General features: G+C 71.2%; 19 protein-coding genes and 4 tRNA genes. 11 read left to right on the top strand and 12 right to left on the bottom strand.

Annotation, left to right across the window (positions count from 1 at the left end; all coding sequences use genetic code 11):
• Positions 1–57 precede the first annotated feature (57 nt).
• On the bottom strand, positions 58–2,208 hold the full coding sequence (locus DEJ02_RS01675; RefSeq protein WP_111031782.1) for an acyl-CoA dehydrogenase: 2,151 nt from the start codon (positions 2,206–2,208) through the stop codon (positions 58–60).
• 198 nt (positions 2,209–2,406) lie between these two features.
• On the opposite strand from DEJ02_RS01675, the gene DEJ02_RS01670 reads away from it, so the two are divergent.
• Positions 2,407–3,873 carry a peptide MFS transporter gene (locus DEJ02_RS01670; RefSeq protein ID WP_181436843.1) on the top strand — a complete coding sequence of 489 codons (1,467 nt, stop codon included), beginning with the start codon at positions 2,407–2,409 and terminating at the stop codon, positions 3,871–3,873.
• Between the two features lie 166 nt (positions 3,874–4,039).
• On the opposite strand, the gene DEJ02_RS01665 is transcribed toward DEJ02_RS01670, so the two are convergent.
• From DEJ02_RS01665 to DEJ02_RS01645, 5 genes are all read right to left on the bottom strand, one after another.
• On the bottom strand, positions 4,040–4,354 hold the full coding sequence (locus DEJ02_RS01665; protein WP_111031781.1) for a hypothetical protein: 315 nt from the start codon (positions 4,352–4,354) through the stop codon (positions 4,040–4,042).
• 544 nt (positions 4,355–4,898) lie between these two features.
• On the bottom strand, positions 4,899–8,267 hold the full coding sequence (locus tag DEJ02_RS01660) for an ATP-binding protein (protein WP_111031780.1): 3,369 nt from the start codon (positions 8,265–8,267) through the stop codon (positions 4,899–4,901).
• On the bottom strand, positions 8,264–9,052 hold the full coding sequence (locus DEJ02_RS01655; protein ID WP_111031779.1) for a DUF4194 domain-containing protein: 789 nt from the start codon (positions 9,050–9,052) through the stop codon (positions 8,264–8,266). Before DEJ02_RS01655 ends, DEJ02_RS01660 begins: the two co-directional genes overlap by 4 nt.
• Positions 9,049–10,614, bottom strand: coding sequence for a DUF3375 family protein (locus DEJ02_RS01650; protein WP_111031778.1), 1,566 nt, complete (start codon positions 10,612–10,614; stop codon positions 9,049–9,051). The genes DEJ02_RS01655 and DEJ02_RS01650 overlap by 4 nt, the downstream gene beginning before the upstream one ends.
• A gap of 115 nt (positions 10,615–10,729) precedes the next feature.
• Positions 10,730–10,802 (bottom strand) — tRNA-Val (locus DEJ02_RS01645).
• Positions 10,803–11,017: 215 nt separating this feature from the next.
• Here DEJ02_RS01645 and DEJ02_RS01640 point away from each other — a divergent pair.
• The 5 genes from DEJ02_RS01640 to DEJ02_RS01620 all read left to right on the top strand — a co-directional run bounded on the left by DEJ02_RS01640 (position 11,018) and on the right by DEJ02_RS01620 (position 13,195).
• Positions 11,018–11,089, top strand: a tRNA-Gly gene (locus DEJ02_RS01640).
• An 82-nt stretch (positions 11,090–11,171) separates the two neighbouring features.
• Positions 11,172–11,245, top strand: a tRNA-Cys gene (locus DEJ02_RS01635).
• 47 nt (positions 11,246–11,292) lie between these two features.
• Positions 11,293–11,367 (top strand) — tRNA-Val (locus DEJ02_RS01630).
• Positions 11,368–11,490: 123 nt separating this feature from the next.
• Positions 11,491–11,871: a hypothetical protein gene (locus DEJ02_RS01625; protein ID WP_146249201.1), complete on the top strand. Its 381-nt coding sequence runs from the start codon at positions 11,491–11,493 to the stop codon at positions 11,869–11,871.
• 28 nt (positions 11,872–11,899) lie between these two features.
• Entirely contained in the window at positions 11,900–13,195 is a 1,296-nt protein-coding gene (locus DEJ02_RS01620; RefSeq protein WP_258378642.1) for an MFS transporter, read from the top strand.
• A gap of 24 nt (positions 13,196–13,219) precedes the next feature.
• Here the strand turns inward: DEJ02_RS01620 and DEJ02_RS01615 are convergent, their stop codons facing one another.
• A complete protein-coding gene (locus DEJ02_RS01615) occupies positions 13,220–13,615 on the bottom strand; it encodes a hypothetical protein (protein WP_111031776.1) in 396 nt (131 codons plus the stop codon).
• A 224-nt stretch (positions 13,616–13,839) separates the two neighbouring features.
• Between DEJ02_RS01615 and DEJ02_RS18390 the strand changes: the two genes are divergently transcribed.
• The 4 genes from DEJ02_RS18390 (at position 13,840) to DEJ02_RS01600 (ending at position 16,120) form a co-directional block, all read left to right on the top strand.
• Positions 13,840–13,986, top strand: a complete 147-nt coding sequence (locus tag DEJ02_RS18390; RefSeq protein WP_181436845.1) for a hypothetical protein — start codon at positions 13,840–13,842, stop codon at positions 13,984–13,986.
• 34 nt (positions 13,987–14,020) lie between these two features.
• A complete protein-coding gene (locus DEJ02_RS01610; RefSeq protein ID WP_111031775.1) occupies positions 14,021–14,284 on the top strand; it encodes a hypothetical protein in 264 nt (87 codons plus the stop codon).
• A gap of 42 nt (positions 14,285–14,326) precedes the next feature.
• Positions 14,327–14,821, top strand: coding sequence for a hypothetical protein (locus DEJ02_RS01605; protein ID WP_111031774.1), 495 nt, complete (start codon positions 14,327–14,329; stop codon positions 14,819–14,821).
• Positions 14,822–15,067: 246 nt separating this feature from the next.
• Positions 15,068–16,120, top strand: coding sequence for a BLUF domain-containing protein (locus DEJ02_RS01600; protein ID WP_111031773.1), 1,053 nt, complete (start codon positions 15,068–15,070; stop codon positions 16,118–16,120).
• 3 nt (positions 16,121–16,123) lie between these two features.
• Here DEJ02_RS01600 and DEJ02_RS01595 read toward each other — a convergent pair whose 3' ends face one another.
• The 5 genes from DEJ02_RS01595 to DEJ02_RS01575 are packed head-to-tail and all read right to left on the bottom strand — an operon-like array spanning position 16,124 to position 19,307.
• Entirely contained in the window at positions 16,124–16,624 is a 501-nt protein-coding gene (locus DEJ02_RS01595; protein ID WP_111031772.1) for a GNAT family N-acetyltransferase, read from the bottom strand.
• Between the two features lie 30 nt (positions 16,625–16,654).
• Positions 16,655–16,957: a DUF4190 domain-containing protein gene (locus DEJ02_RS01590; RefSeq protein WP_111031771.1), complete on the bottom strand. Its 303-nt coding sequence runs from the start codon at positions 16,955–16,957 to the stop codon at positions 16,655–16,657.
• A gap of 35 nt (positions 16,958–16,992) precedes the next feature.
• Positions 16,993–17,631: a DUF1345 domain-containing protein gene (locus DEJ02_RS01585; protein ID WP_111022866.1), complete on the bottom strand. Its 639-nt coding sequence runs from the start codon at positions 17,629–17,631 to the stop codon at positions 16,993–16,995.
• A 51-nt stretch (positions 17,632–17,682) separates the two neighbouring features.
• Positions 17,683–18,858 (bottom strand): zinc-dependent alcohol dehydrogenase, encoded by a 1,176-nt coding sequence (locus tag DEJ02_RS01580; protein WP_111031770.1) that lies wholly within the window; start codon positions 18,856–18,858, stop codon positions 17,683–17,685.
• Entirely contained in the window at positions 18,855–19,307 is a 453-nt protein-coding gene (locus tag DEJ02_RS01575; RefSeq protein WP_111030059.1) for a hypothetical protein, read from the bottom strand. The genes DEJ02_RS01580 and DEJ02_RS01575 overlap by 4 nt, the downstream gene beginning before the upstream one ends.
• Positions 19,308–19,577: 270 nt before the next feature.
• Here DEJ02_RS01575 and DEJ02_RS01570 point away from each other — a divergent pair, with 270 nt between their 5' ends.
• Positions 19,578–20,756 (top strand): epoxide hydrolase family protein, encoded by a 1,179-nt coding sequence (locus tag DEJ02_RS01570; RefSeq protein ID WP_181440246.1) that lies wholly within the window; start codon positions 19,578–19,580, stop codon positions 20,754–20,756.
• Positions 20,757–20,795: the final 39 nt, after the last annotated feature.

The following is a 20,795-nucleotide window of genomic DNA, read 5'->3' as shown; positions in this document are numbered from 1 at the left end:
CTGCTCGTCGATCACGGCTGCGGCTGTGTGTCCGTCACGGGCGGGGCTGCGTGTCCGTCACGGGCGGGGCTTCTTCTCCTGTTCGGGCAGGCGGCCGGCGGCGGCCTCGGCGGCGAACCAGGCGCGGGCCTCGTCCTGTCGGGCCTGCTCGGCACCGAGCGCGATCGGTGCGCGGACGTGACCGGGCTCGTACCCGAAGGTCTCGATCAGCTGCGGCACGATCGGCCGGACCCGGGCGACGAGCCGGTCGATGTACGCCGACACCGCGCGGGCACGCTGCGCCGACAGTCGGCCGTGCAGCAGGTACCAGTCCAGGTGCTGCTCGAGCAGGCCGAGCGCGAACAGGTCGCGCAGCCAGACGAGCACGCGGCGGGTGTCGCCCTCGGTGACCTCGTCGAGCGCCTCGGTGAACGCGTCCCACTGCATGAGCTCGGCGTGCGCCTTCGACGCCTCGATGAGCTCGTGCTGCGAGTGGTTCAGCAGTCGGGCGGCGCGGGCTCGGTCCTTGCCGGCCGACGCCAGCCGCATGCCGATCTCGGCGACCATCGTGTCGACCCGACCGGCGAGCAGCTCGCGCTGCGTTCGGGGGTCCTGCAGGTCGGCGACGCTGGCGGCCAGCGAGCCGCGGTCGGCCACGGTCTGGCCGAGGCGGCGGATGCCGGACGCGTCGGCCAGCTTCGACGCCGCGACGGCCGCCACGAACTTCGCTGTGGACGCCGGGTCCTTCGGGGCCTTCGCGCGGAACTCGGTGAGCAGGCGCTTGCCGACGAGCTGCAGCAGCACGGTGTTGTCGCCCTCGAACGTCACGTAGACGTCGAGGTCGGCGCGGAGCCCGGTCAGACGGTTCTCGGCGAGGAACCCGGCGCCGCCGCAGGCCTCGCGGGCCTCCTGCAGGGTGTCGAGCGCCGACCAGGTCGACATCGACTTGAACGCCGCGGCCTGGGTCTCCAGGTCCTCCCGGCGCTCCGGGGTGTCCTCGCGCCCGCTGAAGACGTCGTCGAAGGTGCGCAGGAGCTTCTCGTGTGCGAACGACTGCGCGAACACCGTCGCCAGGCGCGGGATGAGCCGGCGCTGGTGCCGGCCGTAGTCGAGCAGCACGCCCTCGGTACCGTCACCCGTGGGGAACTGGCGGCGCTGCATCGCGTACGTCAGGGCGATCTGCAGCGCGATCTTCTGGGCGACGACCGCGGCGCCGTCGAGCGACACCCGGCCCTGCACCAGGGTGCCGAGCATCGTGAAGAACCGGCGGCCGGGCGAGGCGATCGACGACGAGTAGGTGCCGTCCGCGGCGACGTCGCCGTAGCGGTTCAGCAGGTTCGTGCGGGGGACCCGGACGTGGTCGAATGCGAGCCGGCCGTTGTCGATGCCGTTCAGTCCGCCCTTGGGACCGTCGTCCTCACCACTGACGCCGGGCAGGAACGCCCCGTCGGCGTCGCGGAGCGGGACGTAGAACGCGTGCACGCCGTGGTCGACACCGGCGGTCACGAGCTTCGCGAACACGACGGCGGCGTGGCCGTGCAGGGCTGCGTTGCCGATGTAGTCCTTCCATGCACCGCGGAACGGCGTGTGGATCTCGAACTCCTCGGTCGCGGGGTCGTACGTGGCCGTCGTGGCGATGCTCTGGACGTCCGAGCCGTGGCCGGTCTCGGTCATCGCGAAGCAGCCGGGGACCCCGAACGAGACGATGCCCGGCAGGAACTCGCGGTGGTTGGCCTCGGTGCCCAGGTGGTGCACGGCGGACCCGAACAGTCCCCACTGGACCCCGGCCTTGATCTGCATCGACGGGTCGGCGGTGACGAGCTCCTCGAACGCGGCCAGGTTGCCGCCGTGGTTGCTCTGGCCGCCGAACTCTGCGGGGTAGGGGCGCTGGATCGCCCCGGCGTCGACCAGGGTCCGGAGCTGCTCGAGCACGCGTGCCCGGTGCTCGGGGATCGGCTGGCCCTCGATCTTCTGCATCGCGGGGTCGAGCGCGAGCCGCCGGGAGATCCGGCGGTCCTCGGCCCAGCGTCCGAGCAGGAGCTCCTGCACCAGCTCGACGTCGATCCGGACGTCGGTGTCCGTGCCGGCGGTCGGGGTGCCCGCTGCCGGGTCGCCGGCGGCGTCGGCGTTCGGCGCGGCGTGCTGCGCGGCGTTCTTCGCGTCGACGTCCGGCGCGGTGTCGCTGCCACTGGCGGGGGTGGTGCGCTGGGCGGGTGCGGTGTCGACCATGGGCGGAGTCCTCCTGAACTGCGGTGTCCGTGTTGCACCGTCCACGCTAGACACCGGTGCCGACAGTGGCGGGAACGCCGTGCGGGCCGCACAACCCCGTGTCGCCCGTGCCGTCACGAGGTCGTGGGAACCCTCCAAAGACATGAGCGGGGTTCGACGATTGGGCGTGCCCACCCGGCCAGGGGCAGACTGGCCGCCATGTCACGTACCACCCCAGCGGACCGCGAAGGCCGTCCCGGACGCACCTTCTTCGGGCAACCGTTCGAACTCTCGACACCGTTCGCCGTGGAGCTCTGGGAGCGGTTCTCGTTCTACGGGATGCAGGGCATCGTCCTCATCTACATGTACTACACGGTCACGCAGGGCGGCCTGGGGATCGACAAGGGCATCGCCACCGGCATCATGGGTGCCTACGGCGGCGCGGTCTACCTGTTCACGATCATCGGGGCGTGGATCGCCGACCGGCTGATCGGAGCTGACCGGACCCTGTTCGGCAGCGCGATCGTCGTCATGCTCGGGCACATCGCCCTCGCGCTCATCCCCGGGGTGGCCGGGGTCGGGGTCGGCCTCGTGCTCATCGCGCTCGGCTCCGGCGGGCTCAAGGCCACCGCCACCACGATCGTCGGCGGCCTCTACAGCCGCGAGGACCCGCGCCGCGACGCCGGCTTCTCGCTCTACTACCTCGGCGTGAACCTCGGGGCGTTCTTCGGACCGCTGCTCACCGGGCTGCTGCAGAGCTCGCTCGGCTTCCACTGGGGCTTCGGCCTGGCCGCCGTCGGCATGGCGGCGGGCCTGGTGCAGTACGCGATCCGGCGGAGGAAGCTGCCCGAGGTCGTCCGCCACGTGGCGAACCCCGTCGACCGCCGCCGTCTGCCGCTCATCGGAGCCGGCGTCGTCGTCGCGCTCGTCGTCATCGTCGTCGCCGTGCTGACCGGCCTGCTCAACGTCGGCAACCTGCCCACCGTCGTGGTGGCGGTCGTCGTGCTGGCCACCATCGGCTACTTCGTCGTCATCCTGTCGAGCGGCATCACCCGTGACGAGCGGTCGCGGGTCTTCGCGTTCATCCCGCTGTTCATCGGCAGTGCCGTGTTCTGGTCGCTCTACCAGCAGCAGTTCACCGTCGTGACGGTCTACTCCGACGAGCGCCTCGACCGCTCGCTGTTCGGCTGGGAGATGCCCGTGTCGTGGGTGCAGTCGATCAACCCGGTCTTCATCATCGTGCTGTCCGGCGTCTTCGCGGCGCTGTGGACCAAGCTCGGCGACCGCCAGCCGTCCACCCCGACGAAGTTCGCCCTCGGCACCGGGATCATGGGGCTCGCGTTCCTGCTCTTCCTGCCGTTCACCGGCTCGGGCGAGAACGGCACGCCGCTGCTGGCGCTCGTCGGCATCCTGCTGGTCTTCACGCTCGCCGAGCTGCTGCTCTCACCCGTCGGCCAGTCCGTCGCCACGAAGCTCGCGCCGCCGAAGTTCCAGACGCAGATGGTCGCGCTGTTCTTCCTGTCGGTGTCGCTCGGCACCGCCGTCACCGGGGTGCTGTCCCGCTACTACGACCCGGCGAACGAGGCCCCGTACTTCACGATCCTCGGCCTGGTCGCCGTCGTGGTGGGCGTGGTCCTGCTGCTCCTGGCCAAGCCGGTGCTGCGGCTCATGCGCGGCATCCGGTAACCTGAGCGGAGCCACACGCCGACGCAACCAAGGAGTCACCACCCATGCTCGAACTCATCGCAGGGATCATCATCGGCGTCGGCGTCCTCGGTGGCGTCGGGTGCTGCATGGCCGTCGCGGCCATGATGAAGAGCGGCTCCGAGGAGTACTGAGTCCCTGACCCGGACTACTCGCCGCTGTCGGTCGTGACCGGCACCAGCTGACGACTCAGGACGGTCGCGCGCTCGAAGGGGCCGCGGCCGTCCTTCGTGTACGCGGGCTCATCGAAGGCGACGGTCCACGTGCGCGGTGTCCCGCCGATCTGACTCCCGCCGGGAGCCACGATCACCCCGATCGGCTCGTCGGCCCACTGCTCGCCACCCCGATCGGTGTCGATGACCTGCACGAGGGCACCGATGCCGAGACCGGGAGCGTCGTCGGGGCGGGGGTTGGGGGAGCGGCGGCGTCCGAACACGCCATCACCGTAGCGGCGAGTGGTCATGGAACGTCTGTGCGGCACCTGTCGACACGCTGACGGCCCGGCCGCCGGGTGGTCAGGACGCCCCGCCTGCCGCGCGCCGAGTGGTCACGAACCGTCGGCTGCGCCGCCGCCATCCGACAGTTCGTGACCAGCGCGCGGAACTGAGCGGGGTGTTGTGACCGGCGGGACGACGGCCGGGAGGCCCGTGGCGGGCCCGCACCGCGCCTCCAGGCCGTCGCCGGGCGGGTGGTCAGGACACGCCGCCTGCCGCGCGCCGAGTGGTCACGAACCGTCGGCTGCGGCGCCGCCATCCGACAGTTCGTGACCCCTCGGCGAACTCGAGCGGGGTGTTGCGACCGGCGGGACGACGGCCGGGAGGCCCGTGGCGGGCCCGCACCGCGCCTCCAGAGCGCGGGCCGGGTGGTCGGGACACCCCGCCTGCGGCGCTTCGAGTGGTCACGAACTGTCGGCTGCGCCGCCGCTATCCGACGGTTCGTGACCGCTCGGCGAACCCGAGCGGGGTGTCTTGACCAGCCGACACACGCGACCACTCACCACGCCCGCGTCAGACGGCGGCCGGCTCCACCCGGGCGATCTCGGTGATGGACGAGTGGCCCGTCTCGGGGTGCTTGCGCATCGACAGCAGCCGCTCCATCGACGGTTCGAGGGCCGTGACCTTGTCGAGCGGCGCACTCACGACGAGCTGGAACCCGAGCCGGAGCCACGCGGTGACCGCACGGCCGGCGAACTCCGAGTCCGCCTTGATGAACGCCTCGTCGAGGAACACCGGCGCGAACCGGGGCCGCGGCCGGGTCTCGTCCCCGAGCTGGTAGCGCAGCGCGGCGCCGACGATGAACGCCACGAGCTCCTGCGTCTCACCACCGGACTTGTCGCCGAGCGACGAGTACACGCCGAGGTCGTTGCCGTCGGTGTCGTACCGGACGGCTGTGATCTCCATGTGCCGTCGGACGTCGAGCACCGCGTCGCGCTGGGTGGTGCGGCCGCGGGCGGCGTCGGGGTCGGGCCGGATGACCGCCATGAAGCGCCGGAGCCGCCGGAACCGGGTCTCGAGCACGTCGTCGGTCAGCTCGGTGTCGACCGAGGCGGACAGCGCGCGGAGCTCCCGACGGAAGGCGGTGACGTCCTCGCGGGTGACCCGGCGGATCTGGATCTTCAGGCGGTCCCGGTTCGCGCCGAACGGCAGCTCCCGCAGGATCTCGTTGACCGGCTCGAGGCGCTCCTCGATCTCGACGACGGCGCGGTCGAAGGCGCCGGCGAGCGGGACGAGGTCCTCGCCGCTCCACTGCGACAGCCGTCGACGCCACTCGCTCCGACGCGCGTGCAGGCCGGTCGCCACGATCTGGTCGAGCATCGCGTGGTAGTCCGGGTACGACGCGACGCCCGTGCCGAGGTTCGGGTCGGGCCAGGCGTCCTGGTACCGCTGGAACGTCAGCGTCAACGAGGTCGAGGCCGCCGCGGCACCGTCGAGCGCCTGCGTGAGCCGCTCCTCGAGCCGGCGCTTCAGTCGTCGCGTGGCGTCGTCGAATCCGTCGACACCGTCCGGGGCACCGATCTCCTCGAAGGTCTCCTCGAGCAGACGGGACTGCTGGTCGTCCGGCAGCGAACCGGGCGAGTTGTCGAAGCGCTCGAGGATCTCGGCGGCGGCGTCCTGGCCGTCGACGAGCACCGCGTGGCGCTCCTCGAGTCGCTGGACGGACAGCCGTGCGGCGGAGCGACGGTCGGCCGCTTCGTCGAGGGACTTCCGGAGCCGGGCGACCGAGGCCCGCAGTGTCCGGAGGCCGTCGTCGGCGGCGAGCAGCGCCTGTCGTTCCTCGTCGAGCCGGGCGAGGGAGGTCCCGAGCCCGTCGACGTCGATCGCGGCCCACGTGACGTCGACCACGTGCTGGTGCGCGGCGCGGAGCACGTCGAGCGCGGTGAGGTCCTGCGCGACGTCGGTGCGGCGGGCCTCGAGCGTGGCGAGGTCCTGCGCGATCGAGGCGAGCTCCTGCTCGACCGCGGCGACGCGGGCCTCGTTCGTGAAGCCGATGACGTTCGACTGGCGGCGGTCACCGTGCGCGCCACGACGGCCGTCGCGCAGCTGCCCGGACTCGGTGACCCGGCGGCCACCTCCGCCGAGGTCCGACGCCGAGGCGACACAGCGTGCGTCGGTGCGGTCGGACTCGATCCGTTCGCGCACCCAGGTGCTGAACGGCGACGGCTTGATGGCGAGCTTGCCGGAGACCATCGCCGGGTCGCCGTCGAGGTCCAGGTGCGGGCCGGTCGGCACACCCTCGAACTGCACGCGGACGGGCAGGCGCAGTGCGTCGATCGCCTCGCTGAAGTCGCCGAGGCGGTCCTGGTCGACGAGCAGCGTGCGGGCGACGGGGGCCAGGACGGACTCGATGGCCGTGCGCCAGCGCTCCTCGCCGGGCAGCACGTCGAGCAGTTCCGCCACGAAGGGCAGCTCGGCCGGGTCGATGCCGGCGGCGCGGGCCATCGCGAGCCGGGCCTCGTGCATCGGCAGCGGCATGGCGCCCTGCCGGTGTTCGAGCGACTGGCGCTCCTGCCGCAGGGACCGCTCGCGGTCGAGGAGCGGGTACTCCTCGCGGGTCAGGGCGTCACGGCGTTCGTCGAGGGTGGTGCGCGCGTCGGCGTACGACCCGAGGAACTCGTGCGAGGCACGCTGGATCCCGATGAAGTCCTGCTCCGAGGAGACCGGGACCCCGAGCACCGCCGTGCGCTCGTCGAACGTTGCACGGGTGCGGACCACGGCGTCGCGCTCACGGGTGAGCCGTTCGATGCGGTCCTCGAGCTGGGCGAGCGCGTTGCCGCCCTGGTCGCGGAGCCGGGCCTCGGCGTCGCGCAGCTCGATCTCGACGGCGGCGTGCCGGGCCTCGGCCGCGGCGACCTCGGCGCGCGATGCCGTGCGCTCGCGGGCGTTGCGCGAGACCTCGGCGTCGAGCAGGTCGCGCTTCCGCGAGGCCGTCCAGTGCGCGAACGGCGACACCTCGGCGCCGGTCGCGATGCCGTCCAGGGCCGCTGCGGCTTCGGTCGCGCGCGAGATCTCGTCGTGCAGGTCGGTGATGGCGGAGAGGATGCGGACCTTGCGCTCCTCGGTGTCCATCGCCTCGTACGCCTCGTCGAGGGCGGAGAAGTGTGCGAGGGCCCGGTCGGCCGCCTCGTACGTGCCGGGGGTCTCGAGCACGAGCGACTTGTACAGCGCGTCGACGGTCGGCAGGTGCTGGCCGGCCTGGATCCGGGCGAGCAGGCGCATCGCCCGGTTGCCGCCGCCGGAGTCACCGATGCCCAGACGGGTCTGCAGCGTGTACGCGAGCTCCTGGTAGGTGTCGCGGATGACGAGCCCCGGCACACGGCCGGTCAGCTCGAGGTGGTGGAACCGCGACGGCACGAACTCCTCGAGCCGACGCAGGTCGAAGGTGTCGTCGACCGTCGCCATGGTCATCTGGATGTCGCCGACCCCGCGGGCGCGCTTCGGCACGATGTACGCACGCAGCACCGTGAAGCGCCGCTCGTCGTCGTTCCGGAACGTGACCGCCGCCGCGCCCCAGGTGGTCTGGTCGTCGCCGCGCAGGTTCACGTCGCGCAGGCTGCCGGTCTCCGGGTCGCGCCGGGTGTCGACCTTGCCGCGCAGGTACGTGAGCAGGTTGCGCTGGTCGGCGCTGCGGGCGCGGCCGGTGGTGGCGTCGTTCGAGGCGCCGTTGAACGGCACGTCGGACGGCATCATCACGGCCAGGTAGGCGTCCATCAGCGTGGACTTGCCGGTGCCCGAGGCGCCGGAGATGAGCGTCGCCGTGCCGGACAGCTCGACCTGCCGGTGGCCGTGGAACCCACCCCAGTTGACGACCTGCATCGACTCGGCGCGCCACTGCGCGACCGTGTCGAAGAGCGCCGGGATCTCGAACGTGTCGGTCACGCTTCCGTCTCGCCTTCGTCGTCGGTGTCGGTCTCGGCTTCGCCGTCAGTCGGGAGGCCCGGGTCGTCCCCGTCCGTCGGCTCGCCACCCGGGGTGGTCGCGTCACCCTGCGCGGTGGTGGTCCGCAGCCAGGTGTCCAGTTCGAGCAGGCGCTCCAGGGGGAGCAGCACCTCGACGACGCTCGCCACCCGGAAGCGGTCCGGGTCGGAGGTGCGGATCAGGATGCGCGCGGTGACGAGGCGCTCGATGGCCTTCGCGACCCGGCCCTCGTCGCGGGTGCGGTCCGTCGCGGTCGCCGGACGGAAGCCCGCGACGTGCCCGAGGATCTCGGAGCGGTCGACGACGACCTGGTCCGGGCCCGGTCGGGCGTCGGCGCGCAGGCGCATCCGCAGGTAGACGAGGACGATCGTCTCCTCGCGGGTGTATGGCAGGTCGCGGAGCAGGGTCGGGAACGTGCGGCGCTGGCTCTCCGACCGCGCCTGGCGCTTCCACGCGACCTCGCGGTCACGGTCGACGTGCAACTCGAGGAACAGGTCGTTCAGGCGGGACCGCAGCTGGTACTCGGCGTCGAGGACCGCACGCCACTCGTCGGGGTGCGTGCGGGAGCTGACGTACGAGTGCCGCAGCAGGGCCACCAGGGCGCGTCGCTGGTGCTCGTCGAGCCGGCCCTCGTCGCCCTCGAAGAGGGCGAAGCTGGACTCGTCACGCTCGTCGTCCTGCATCACGGATGCGGGGTCGTCGTAGGGGACCGTGTCGTCGACCGGTGCCGGCGTCGTGTCGCTCACCGTGCCTCCTGTGCGTTCTCGTCGTGTGCGTCGCCGACCGGAGTGCGCTCGTCGTCGAGCGCAGCGGTGGGCATGTGGAAGGTGATCGCGGTGCCGTCCGGGCGGACCGTCCGGTGCTCGGCGACGTGCGCGGCGGACTCGAAGTCGTCGCGCCCCGTCAGCAGGTGCGCGAGGCCGAAGAGCTCGACCGGTCGGCGCTGCTCGGGCGGCAGCCCGTGGAACGCGTCGACGCTGGAGTCGGCCTCGGCGGAGCGGAGTGCCGCGCGCAGCTCGGTCAGGAGCGGCCCGCCGTGCATGCGGAGCATCTCGACGTCGAGGTCCTCGAAGACGTCGTCGTCGGGTTCCTCGATGGGCGGCGGCACGGACTCGGTGTCCGGGTCGTAGAAGCGCTCGCGCAGCGTGCCGACCTCGGCGGCCGCCGGTAGGAGCGGCAGCGGGATCCGGTCGCGTGCGCCGCCCTGGTCCATCAGGGTGGCGAGGCCGCGGTTGATCGAGCGGAGCACGGCGTCGAGCTCGCGGTCGCGCACCACGTCGTGGGCGACGATCTGGTCGCGGAGCGTGGCGGTGAGCTGACGGCGCTGGGCGAGGACGTCCTCGATACCCTGGCGCAGGATCGTCACGGTGTTGCGGAAGGCCCGACGCTCGCCGGCGCCGAGGCCCTGCGCGAACGGGTGCGCCAGGATCGTCGCGATGTCGTCGCGGAGCCGCAGGAGCAGGGCGTCGTCGCGCAGCAGTTCGAAGGCGCCCTCGAAGGCACGGCCCTCGGGCGTCGCTTCCATCAGGTTGTCCGTGCGCGCCAGGTAGTCGTCGAGGATCTCGCCGATCGGGCGGACCTCTTGCCGGAAGTCCTCGACGATCGAGCGGTGCATCGTCGCGACCGCCTCTTCCACGCGCTTGAAGTCGCTCGGCAGCTGCCGGATCAGGTCGGAGATGTTCGTGTACCCGTCGCGCATCCGGTCGTCGTCGACGGCCACGACGTCGTCGCCGTGCTCCAGGCGCTCCCGCTCCGCCTGCAGCTCGGCGATCTGGGCGTCGATCCGGCGGATCTGCACGTCGGGGTCGGGTTCGGCGCGGGCAGCCCACCGGTGCACGGCGTCGACGATCATCGCCAGCCGGCTCTCGCTGATCAGGGCGCGGTCAGCCGACAGCGCGTCGACGAGGCTCAGGGCTTCGAGGGCGTGGCTCGTCAGGGAGTACTGCTCGTCGCCGTCGGGGGAGTTCGAGCGGACGAGCCACTGGGCGCCGACCCACTCGCGGCACAGCGCGCGGCCGTTCGGACGGGTCTCCTGCTCGCCCTCGGTCTGCGCGCTGTCGGTCTGCGCACTGGCAGCCGGCACCGCCTGGTCGCTCGCGGGCACGCGGGCACCCGCAGCTTGCAGGCGCGCGACGTGTTCCTCGACCTGCAGGTGCATGCGGTCGGCGGGGACGTACTGCACGTCGCGGTCGAAGACCGTGCGGAACACGGCGAGGACCGTGGCGCTGGTCGGCCGGGACATGAGCCGCAGGGTCGGACGGTCGAGGACCGCTCGGACCCGGGCGAACTCGAGGTCGACGTCGGTCATGCGCCCCTTCGTCCGATCGTGCTGGTGGTCTGGCCCGCGTGCTGCGGCCTGATGAGATGACAAGAGCCCGACGCTGCTGCGTCGGGCTCTTGTCGGTGGTGTTCGTGTTGCTCTGTGGGCGATACCAGACTCGAACTGATGACCTCTTCGGTGTGAACGAAGCGCGCTACCAACTGCGCCAATCGCCCCCTGCACTGTTCGTGCGGATCGATACTAGCGGAAGTCCGGCGGTGCATCGAACACGTCGCGCGGCCCGGGTGTGGCGCGCTGCCCGCAGGGGGTGTCGAACCGCCCCGATCCGCATGAACTCGGGGGACACGCCCGGTGAACGGGGAGGATTTTGGTGGAAGTGCCCCGGTGCGTATAGAGTTTACGTCGTCGCCGCGACAGCGGAACGACAAGTGCGGATGTGGCGCAGTGGTAGCGCATCACCTTGCCAAGGTGAGGGTCGCGAGTTCGAATCTCGTCATCCGCTCGAGTGTGGGTCTTCTCGAAGGCCCGCGACTCACCAGAGGGTATCCCACCGTTCGGGTACTCACGGAGACGTGAACCTCGATGGTGGGGTGGCCGAGAGGCTAGGCAGCGGCCTGCAAAGCCGTCCACGCGGGTTCGAATCCCGTCCCCACCTCCAGATCCACCCTCCAAGACCTTGATGGACTCCGGTCCACGCAGGGAATTGGGCGATTGGCGCAGCGGTAGCGCGCTTCCCTGACACGGAAGAGGTCACTGGTTCGATCCCAGTATCGCCCACCACCACGAAGCCCCCGGCAGGACCACCAGGTCCGGCCGGGGGCTTTCTTCGTTCCGGTCTGCTCGTCGTTCCCAGTCCGCCAGGACCGCGATGTTCCGTGGACCCCGCCCGGTACGGTGGTGGTCATGCAGATCGGCCGGAGGCGGAAGCGTGCCCGACGCGGCACCACGCCGGTGCTGTTCCACAAGGTCTGCGAGTGGCAGCGGAACGATCGGGACCCCGGTGACGTCGTCGTCGAACGAGGAGTCTGGCTGGCGTTCACCGCGCGCCGAGTCGCGGTCTACGAGTTCGACGGCCGTGACACCCACGCTGCCGTGCTCGAACTGGACGAGGTGCTCGGCCCGACGTGGCAGGAGATGATCGACGAGGCGCCGGCAGACTGGCTCCTGACACACCTGGAACGATTCGCGAGCGGTGTGGACGTCCGCCGGGCGGTGTTGGATGACTACGCCCTCCGACACGGCGGCGGAGCACCGCCGACCATCGAGTGGGCGATCCGGCTGTAGCGACGGAGTTCCCTCGACGGCGACCGGAATGGCCCAGATCGAGTCAGCCGGCCTCGTCGCAGGGCGCGCGGAGTTCGCCGACCCGCGTGTCGACCACGAGGGGCTGGTGGACCGGAGCGCGGTCGGCCAAGGTGAGCACGTGACCGCCTCGTCGACGACCACTGCCCCTCGGCTCGCTCCGCTGTACGCCGCGGGGTTCGTGACCGCCTTCGGGGCGAACGGCATCGCCGCGGCGGTCGGCGGCGAACACCTCGAACTCGGCCTGACGCTCGCGTGGCTGGGGCTGTTCCTGGCGCTCTACGACGTCGCCGAACTCGTCCTCAAGCCGGTCTTCGGCGCACTGTCCGACCGCATCGGCCCGCGACCGGTGATCGTCGGCGGACTCGTCGTCTTCGCGGCAGCTTCACTCATCGGCGTCTTCGGGACCGGTCCGTTCTGGCTCGGGCTCGCCCGTCTGCTGCAGGGTGCCGGCGCCTCCGCGTTCTCGCCCGCATCGTCCGCCGCAGTTGCCCGCCTCGTGCCGGCGCACCGTCGCGGGACGTACTTCGGTCGGTACGGCTCGTGGAAGGGTCTCGGCTACGCCGGGGGACCGGTCATCGGTGCACTCGTGGTGCAGTTCGGCAGCACGCAGTGGCTCTTCGGGATCCTCGTCGTGATGGCGATCGTGACGGCGGTGGCGGTGCTCGTCGCCGTCGAGCCGATCGTGCCCCTGCCCCGGCAGCGGGCCACGCTCGCCGTGATGGTCCGAGCTGCCACGGACCGCCAGTTCCTCATCCCGGTCGTCGTCCTGGCCGTCGGCAGCGCTGCGATCGGCGCGCTGACCGGGATGCTCCCGGCGCTCGGCACCGAGGTCGGCATCCCGCTCCTGGTGTCGACACTCGCGGTCGCCGTGCTCGCCGTGACGTCGTCGCTCGTGCAGCCCGTCGCCGGGCGGCTGCACGACGCCGGGCGTCTCGGCACCGGGGGCGCGGGGGTGGCCGGGACGGCCGCGGTGGCCGCTGCGTTCCTGGTGGTCGCCGTCGCACCCTCGGCGGTGGCCGTCTTCATCGCGGCCCTGCTCGCCGGGGCCGGTGTCGCCACGCTGACACCCGTCGCGTTCGCGCACCTCGCCGGGACGACTCCGCCGGATCGGCTCGGTCGCACCATGGGCTCAGCGGAGCTCGGGCGCGAGACCGGGGACGCTGTCGGACCGCTCGTCGTCGGTGGTGTCGGCAGCGCGATCGGGCTGCCGTTCGGGTTCGCGGCCTTCGCGGTGGTGGCGCTGGTCGGGACGCTCGTGGCATCGCGGTTGCCGTCGAAGTCGGCCGCCGCGCGGGACGCGTAGGGCACAGAGGAACCCCGTCGGGCGCTACGCGTACGGGTCAGCGGACACCGTCCCGTACACATCGGTCCGACGCCGACGATCGCGGTGGGCAGCGACCCAGCGAGCCACCGCGAGCGCGAGCAGCGCGGCGGACACCCCGGCGAGCAGCCACAACCACCCGTCGTCGTCCTCGATGAGCAGCCGCAGGGCCAGCAGCCCGAGCGGTGCTGCCACAAGGATCCGTCCGAGCTCGCGCCACGACGGCTTCCACAGCGTGGTGAGGCCCTTCTTCCACCGACCGACCACGACGTACGCGATCACACATCCTGGGATGCAGAGGCCGAGCCACTTCACGATCGCCTCAACCCCGTCGTCGTAGAACGGATGCGCCACTTCGCGGAGGACGCCGCCAGCAGCAGCCGCGACGAGCAGCACCCACATGCGCGCTTCCCAGCGGCGAGGATGCCACCAGGGCGTGCGCCACAACGGCACTCGTTCGCGGACCACCGGCATCGCGACTCCTCCCCGGTCGGGCGTCCAGCCTATGCGCGACGTCGATCGACGACGGGACCGAGAGTCTGCCGTCCCTGGCGGGAATCCGGCCCTCCGCGTACGGTGTGACGGGACGAGACCGACACCGCAGGTCGGTCCGACGAGGGGGCACCATGAAGATCTTGAGCATCGTGGCACGGGGGCTCGGAGCGTTGCTCACGACGGTCGCCAAGACGATGGGCGGGATGCTGGGCGCGAAGCCGTACATCGATTCCCACGCGGCGGAGCTCTTGCCGCGTCGTGAGGACTACCGCCCGTAGATCGTTCGCGCCGGGCCACTGGTTGGATGGGCGCATGACGATCGCTCCCGGGACGGCTCCGCACCGGGGCGCGGTGGTCCTGCTCACCGTGCTGGTGATCGCCTCGTGGACGGCCGCCGTCGTGGTGCCGGTGCTGATCCTGCGCCTGCTCCTCGGTGTCGACGCGCCGCACGACCGGCTGGTGACGATCGTGTTCGCGTCGTTCCTGACCTTCGCCTTACTAGCAACCGGGCTGACCGTGGGACTGGTCGTCCTGCGCCGATCGCGCAGGGCCGGAGCGCGTCAGCCGTCACCGTAGGATCGTCGAGCCGCATCCAGCGGAACGACGGGGGAGCACCTGATGGAACAGCACACCGAACAGCGAACGCGACCGCGGGTCGTCACGATCGCCGTGGCGCTCTGGTGGGCGTCCGTCATCATCAGCCTCGTGGCCGCCGCGCCCGGCATGGTCGTGTCCATGCGCGAAGCCGGCGGCGCGATCATCGGGGCGTCGCTCGGGCTCCTCCTCGTCCTCGCCTGGTCGGCACTGTTCGTGTGGCTGGCGACGCGGATGGGACGAGGCTCCGGGAACGCGCGTCTCTGGCTCGCGATCATCGCCGGGCTGAGTGCCTGCAGCACAGTGTTCGCCATCGCCACCGACGGCGTGGACTGGAGCTTCATCGAGGCCGTCTGCGTCGTCGTCGCCGCGGTGCTCAGCTACCTGCCCAGCGCCCGTCCGTTCTTCCCGCGGGACGAACGACGCCCGCGAACAGCGGAACCCCGCACCATCGGGTGGGACCCGACGACGGGCGAGCGCATCTTCGAGACGCCCCCGTCGGGCGACCGCGCGCACTGACGCGGACCCCGACGTACGTTCGGAGAACGTACGTTCCCCGTAGTGGGGGTACCGCCGACGAGCGCTGGATGGTTCCATTCAGAGGTCGGCATCCTCCGGGTGCCGAACAGCCACGGGCCGTCTTGCGTCGCAGTGAAGGTGGTCGCCGCTGGTTACGGTGACCACGAGGTGCCGTCGAGTCGATTCGGGTTCGACACGGCGGCGCCTCCCACACACCGGGGGACCGTCCGACCAGGAAGCAGCACCATGCGATCGCTCGTCTACACCAGCACCCAGACCCGTCCGATCACGGATTCCGAACTCGCCCAGATCCTGGCGGTCGGTCGCGAGAAGAACACCCGGCTCGGCGTCACCGGCATGCTCGCGCACCGCGATGACAACTGCATCGGGATCATCGAGGGCGAGGACGACGTCGTCCGGGAGCGCTTCGACCAGGTCCGGGCCGACCCGCGGCACACGAACGTCCGGGTGCTGCTCGACGAGCCGATCGCCCAGCGCTCGTTCCCGGACTGGTCGATGGCGTTCCAGTCCCTCGACCCGCTGATGCACGACGTTCCGGGGTTCAGCGACCTGTTCAGCCCGGGTCGCCCGACTGATCCGGCGTTCGGGGCCTCCCGCGCTCGCGCCCTCCTGGACTGGTTCCGGAAGCACCCGCTGGCACCACTGACGAACCAGAACGCCGCCGACGAGGAAGTCCCGCGCACGCGGGCGATCAACGGTGCGATCGCGGTCATCCACGACGGGGGCCTGTCACGCTTCTCGCTCGAGGGCGTCGCGTCCCGGTCGGGGATGCGGCAGGCCGAGATCCTCGAGCTCTTCCCCTCCGAGCACGCACTGCTGGCCGCCGCGGTGATGCGGTGGACCCGTGCGGTGTCGGCACCGCTGCTGCCGCTCGCCGGTGAGAAGGGCACGGTCGCGTTCCTGCACGCGCTGCTCTCCGCCCACGCTGAGGATCCGTCCCTCATGCGTCTGATCGCCGCGACGCTGGCCATCTCGACCGACCCGTCGACCGACGGCGCCGACTACTACCGGTCCGCGTACATGCAGTTCCGCGAGACCGTCCGCACCGCGCTGCAGGAAGACGTCCGCACCGGCCGCGAACCGGCGACGATGGACCCGATCCGCGGGGCACAGCAGCTGCTCGCCCTCTACGACGGCATCCGCCTGCAGGCGCTGCTGACGCCGGACACCGACGTCGTCGACGCGTTCGACCGTGCCGCCGCCCGGATGCGCCGCGGCTGGTCCGAGCAGTACGAGGAGACCACCGTGTGGGACATCTCCGCGCCGGCGGGGGACTGACGTTCAGCGCACCAGACGCACGGTCCGGGGGATGGGTCCGAACGCCGACTCGGCACCGTCGGGCGTGAAGCCGTTCCGCCGGTAGAAGGCGTGCGCCCGCGGGTTGTCCGCGGCCACCCACAGCGACGCCGGACGATCGGCGAGCACGGTGTCGAGGAGTGCCTGGCCGGCTCCGGTCCCGTGCGCACGGGCCAGGACGTAGAGCGTCGTCAGCTCCTCGGGGCGGACGGCATCCGGCTCGGGGGTCGTCTGCGCCGCGGCGAAGCCCACGACGCCGGTGCTGTCGAGGGCGACCTGGACGGCTTCTCGGACGTCGGGACTCTCGAGCGTCGACCGCCACATGTCGACCCGGCGACCCGCGTCGAACCACGGGCTCGTGTCCGGGTCGTCGACGAACCGGCCGTAGGTCTCTCGCCACGACACCGTGTGCACGTGGGCGATCGCATCCGCATCAGCGAGCGTGGCCGGGCGGATCAGCGTCGAAACATCAGCATCGTTCCCCACTCGGTCAGGGTAACGACCGGCGTCCGGTGCTCAGAGCTGGAGGTCCAGGTCGAAGAACCCCGCACCGCCGAGGAACAGCGGCACGATGACCCCGAACAACGTCAGCGTCGCCCCGATCAGGATCGCCGCGAACGCGATGCCGTCACCCCGCTCACCGGTCAGTCGCACGTCCCGGCGCGCGATGAGCCCGACGACGAGACCGCCGATCGGTGCCACGAACGCGAGCGCGATCGCCACCACCGCGAGCAGGCTGAGGGGCGGGAGCGGCACGGCTGCCGATGCGGGGGACCCGGCGGCGCTCGGCGCGGTCTGGTCAGGAGCGAGGTCGGTCACGTCGGCCAGCCTAGGGGCGACGAGGATCCCTCTGCTCACCCCTGACCGAGGTTCGTCACCAGGTTGATGGCGACCGCGATCAGCACCGTCCCGAAGAAGTACGACAGCAGCGCGTGCGGCAACGCCTTCCGCCGGGTCTCGCTGTCGTCCGGCTCGACCTCTGGTGCCGCGTACGACATGCCGATCGTGAAGGCGAAGTAGGCGAAGTCGCTGTAGGTCGGCCGCCCGTCCTGCTTGACGTCGAACCCACCGCCCCGGTGGTCGAGGAAGAACATCCGGGCGTACTTCAAGGCGTAGACCGTGTTGACCAACGCCCATGCCACCATCGTGCCGAGCACACCCAGGATGACCGCCGCGACCGAGGCCGGATCTCGCGCCTGGCTGGCTTCGCTGAGCGCCAGCACGACGGCGGCGAGACTCGCGAAACAGGCCACGATGAGCGCGTTGTCACTGACCCGTGTCTCGGACTCCTCGCGTGCGAGACGCTCGGTGCCGTCGGCGTCCTGGCGCCAGCACTTGTGCCAGACCTGGACCAGCGCGATCAGGCCGGCCGTGCACCAGGCCGCGAGCGGCCCGAGGGACGGAGCCCCGGTGAAGGTCAACGCGACCCCGACCAGGACCCCGACCCCCACGATGACGAGGGCCCGGCGCGTGGAGAGTATCCGATCGTTCATCGTCGTGCCTTCACGATCGTTCCTTCCTGCTGTCCGCTGCGTGGTCGGTCGTCACACGCCGGGGGTGAAGACGGCGCGGACGCAGCCGTCGTCCTTGTTCTTGAACATCTCGTACCCGCGCGGCCCTTGCGAGAGTGGCATCACGTGCGTGGCGAGGTGCTCGGTGCTGATCTCTCCCGCGGCGATGCGGTCGAGGATCATCGGGATGTAGCGGTGCCCGTGCTGCTGGGCGCCGCGGACCGTCATGCCCTTGTTCATGATCGCGCCGAACGGGAACTTGTCGACGAGCCCACCGAAGACCCCGAGCGAGAACAGACTGCCGCCCTTCCGGCAGGCGTAGATGGCCTCGCGCAGGGCGGTCGGCCGGTCGGTCTGCAACCGCAGCTGCTGCTTGGCCTGGTCGTACAGGTACAGCGGTCCGGTGCCGTGCGCTTCCATGCCGACGGCCTCGATGCACACGTCGGGACCCCGACCGCCGGTGCGTTCCTTGAGTTCCGGGAGCACGGCGTCGCTCGTGTAGTCGAGCGTCTCGGCACCGATGTGCTCGCGCACCTGTCGCAGCCGTTCGGGCAGACGGTCGATCACGATCACCTGCTCGGCGCCGAGGAGCATCGCTGCACGAGCGGCCATCTGGCCCACACCACCGGCGCCCCACACTGCGACGGTGTCACCCGGTGTGATCCCGGCCAGGTCGGCTCCGGTCCACCCGGTGGGTGCGGCATCGGAGGCGAACAGGGCGGCCGTGTCGGACACGCCGTCGGGGACCGTGAACGCCCCCTGGTCGGCGTAGGGCACGCGGACGTACTCGGCGTGGCTGCCTGCGAACCCGCCGAGCGCGTGACTGTAGGCGAAGCAGCCGCCGATCGACGACCCCCACATCGCCTCGGTCAAGCCCGGGTTCGGGTTGCCGTTGTCGCAGAGTGAGAACTGTCCGTGGGTGCAGTACCAGCACTGCCCGCAGGCGATGAACGAGCAGACGACGACCCGGTCGCCCACCTTGTGCTTCGTGACGGCCGATCCCGTCTCGACGACCTCGCCCATGAACTCGTGCCCCAGGACGTCACCGGAGCGCATGGTCGGGATGTACCCGCCGAGCAGGTGCAGGTCCGAGCCGCAGGTGGTGCTCAGACGCACCTTCAGGATCACGTCGTGATCGTTGAGGATCTTCGGGTCCTCCACCGTCTCCACCGCGGTCTCGTTGACCCCGGTCCAACAGAGCGCCTTCACAGCACACCCTCCTCGTTGCTCCGCTTCGTCGCCACGTCCACCAACGCGCCGGTGGGTGTGGCCTTCCGTCGGCCGTGGGGGACCGGGTCCACCCGGAGCACCTCGCCGACCTCGATGAGTTGCTTCGCCTCACGCAGAGCGGCCCGCAGCCGACCCCGAGAATCCGGGCCGCCGCCTCGGAACCGGGCACGGAGCTCGGTGCCACGATCGCCGGGCGCGGGACGGGCCTCCACCTCGACGTCCTGCCCGAACGCCGTGAGCGGCGCGGGGATCCGCCCGCCTGGCAGCACCGCGTCCTGCCCGCGGTTCACCGTGACCGCGTGCCAGCCGGAACGCGGTTCGGCCAGCACCTTCCGTGCGGGCCCGGGTGCGCCGCGTCGGCGGCGCGAGACGACGATGCCGACGGCAGCCGTGACCATCGCAGCGGCGGCGAGGTTCCGGGCCCTCATCGTGGTGTCCCAGCGAGCGATCGGTGGGCAGCGGACGCGTTCGCGCCACACCGCCGGGGATTCGTGTGTTCCATCGCGGCCTCCTTGAGTCGCATCGGTGCGGATCAACGGGACGGGAGCGACGACCGCGCGATCGTGCCGGTCGGGGTCGCGGGGTCGCTCCTGTCGATCCACGATGAGCGTGGCCTCCCTGGCGCCGTCCCGGGTTGTCCGTGATGCGCTGACCGGTCAACGGCGGGCATGTCGGTCGGCGCCGGTAGCGTCCGCCGCATGCGCTCGATCCGCCTGCAGGTGTCCGACGACGACCTCGATGACCTGCGTGTCCGTCTGCAGCGGGCGACTCTTCCGCAGCCGATCGGTGACGCACAAGCGAGCAGCGCCCTGCCCCTGGAGCGACTGCAGGGGCTGCTCGAGCACTGGCGGACCACGTTCGACTGGCGCCGCGTCGAGGACGAACTCGCCGCGGTGCCGCAGTTCCAGGCCGAGGTCGACGGCCAACGACTGCACTTCGCCCGGCTGACCGCGACGGGGAGTCCGACGGTGCGCATCCCAGTCATCGCGTTCCACGGGTGGCCGTACTCGTTCGTCGAGATGCTCCCGTTCGCCCGGGAGCTCGCCGGACGCACGGTCCACCTCGCCGATGGCCGGACCGCGGGGTTCGACGTCGTCGTTCCGTCACTTCCCGGCTTCGGCGCCTCGGCACCGCTGGCGGACCGTCCGTTCACTGGGCCCGTGGTCGCCGGGTTGATGCACGGGCTCATGACCGAGGTCCTCGGCTACGACCGTTGCCTGACCTACGGCGAGGACGTCGGCTCGACGACGAGCGACTGGCTCGCGGCGCTGCACCCGGAGTCGACCCTCGGGCTGTTCGCCACGCATGCCGCGTTCCCGCCGCCTTCGCGCGCGCAGGACCTCACGGAGGAGGAGTCCGCTTGGCTCCGTCAGCACGACGCTGAGTGGGTGCACGGGCTCGGCTACGCGAAGGTGCAGGCGACCCGGCCGGAGATCCTGGCGACCGCGCTCATGGACTCGCCGCTCGGGCTGGCCGCGTGGATCACCGAGAAGCTGCTCGCCTGGACGGGCGAGGGGTCGTGGTGGACCGACGACGAACTCCTGCGCACGGTCTCGCTGTACTGGTTCACCCGGAGCACCGGTTCGTCGTTCCGTCCGTATCTCGACCACCCCCGGCAGCCGGAGCTCCCGGTCATCGACGTGCCCGTCGCGGTGGCCGTGCACACCGGTGAGCGCGGGCTTCCCCGGTCCTACGGCGCACGCACGTACCGGGACATCCGGAGTTGGCACGACCTCGACCGCGGCGGGCACTTCACCGCGTGGCAGGTCCCGGAAACGCTCACCGACGAGGTCGCGGCGTTCGCCGCGACGCTCGTGCAGGAGCGCGCCGAGCGCTCCGTGCCGACGGCCGACCGATCGGGGTGCTGCGGCAGGTGACGGCAGTGAGACGGACGGGAGGCCCGGCGCCAGCTGGCA

This window comes from Curtobacterium sp. MCLR17_042, from assembly GCF_003234695.1.
In the GTDB taxonomy this organism is placed as follows: domain Bacteria; phylum Actinomycetota; class Actinomycetes; order Actinomycetales; family Microbacteriaceae; genus Curtobacterium; species Curtobacterium flaccumfaciens.
Note: the sequence above shows the minus strand (reverse complement) of the source record. Positions and strands in the feature narration are given on the sequence as shown.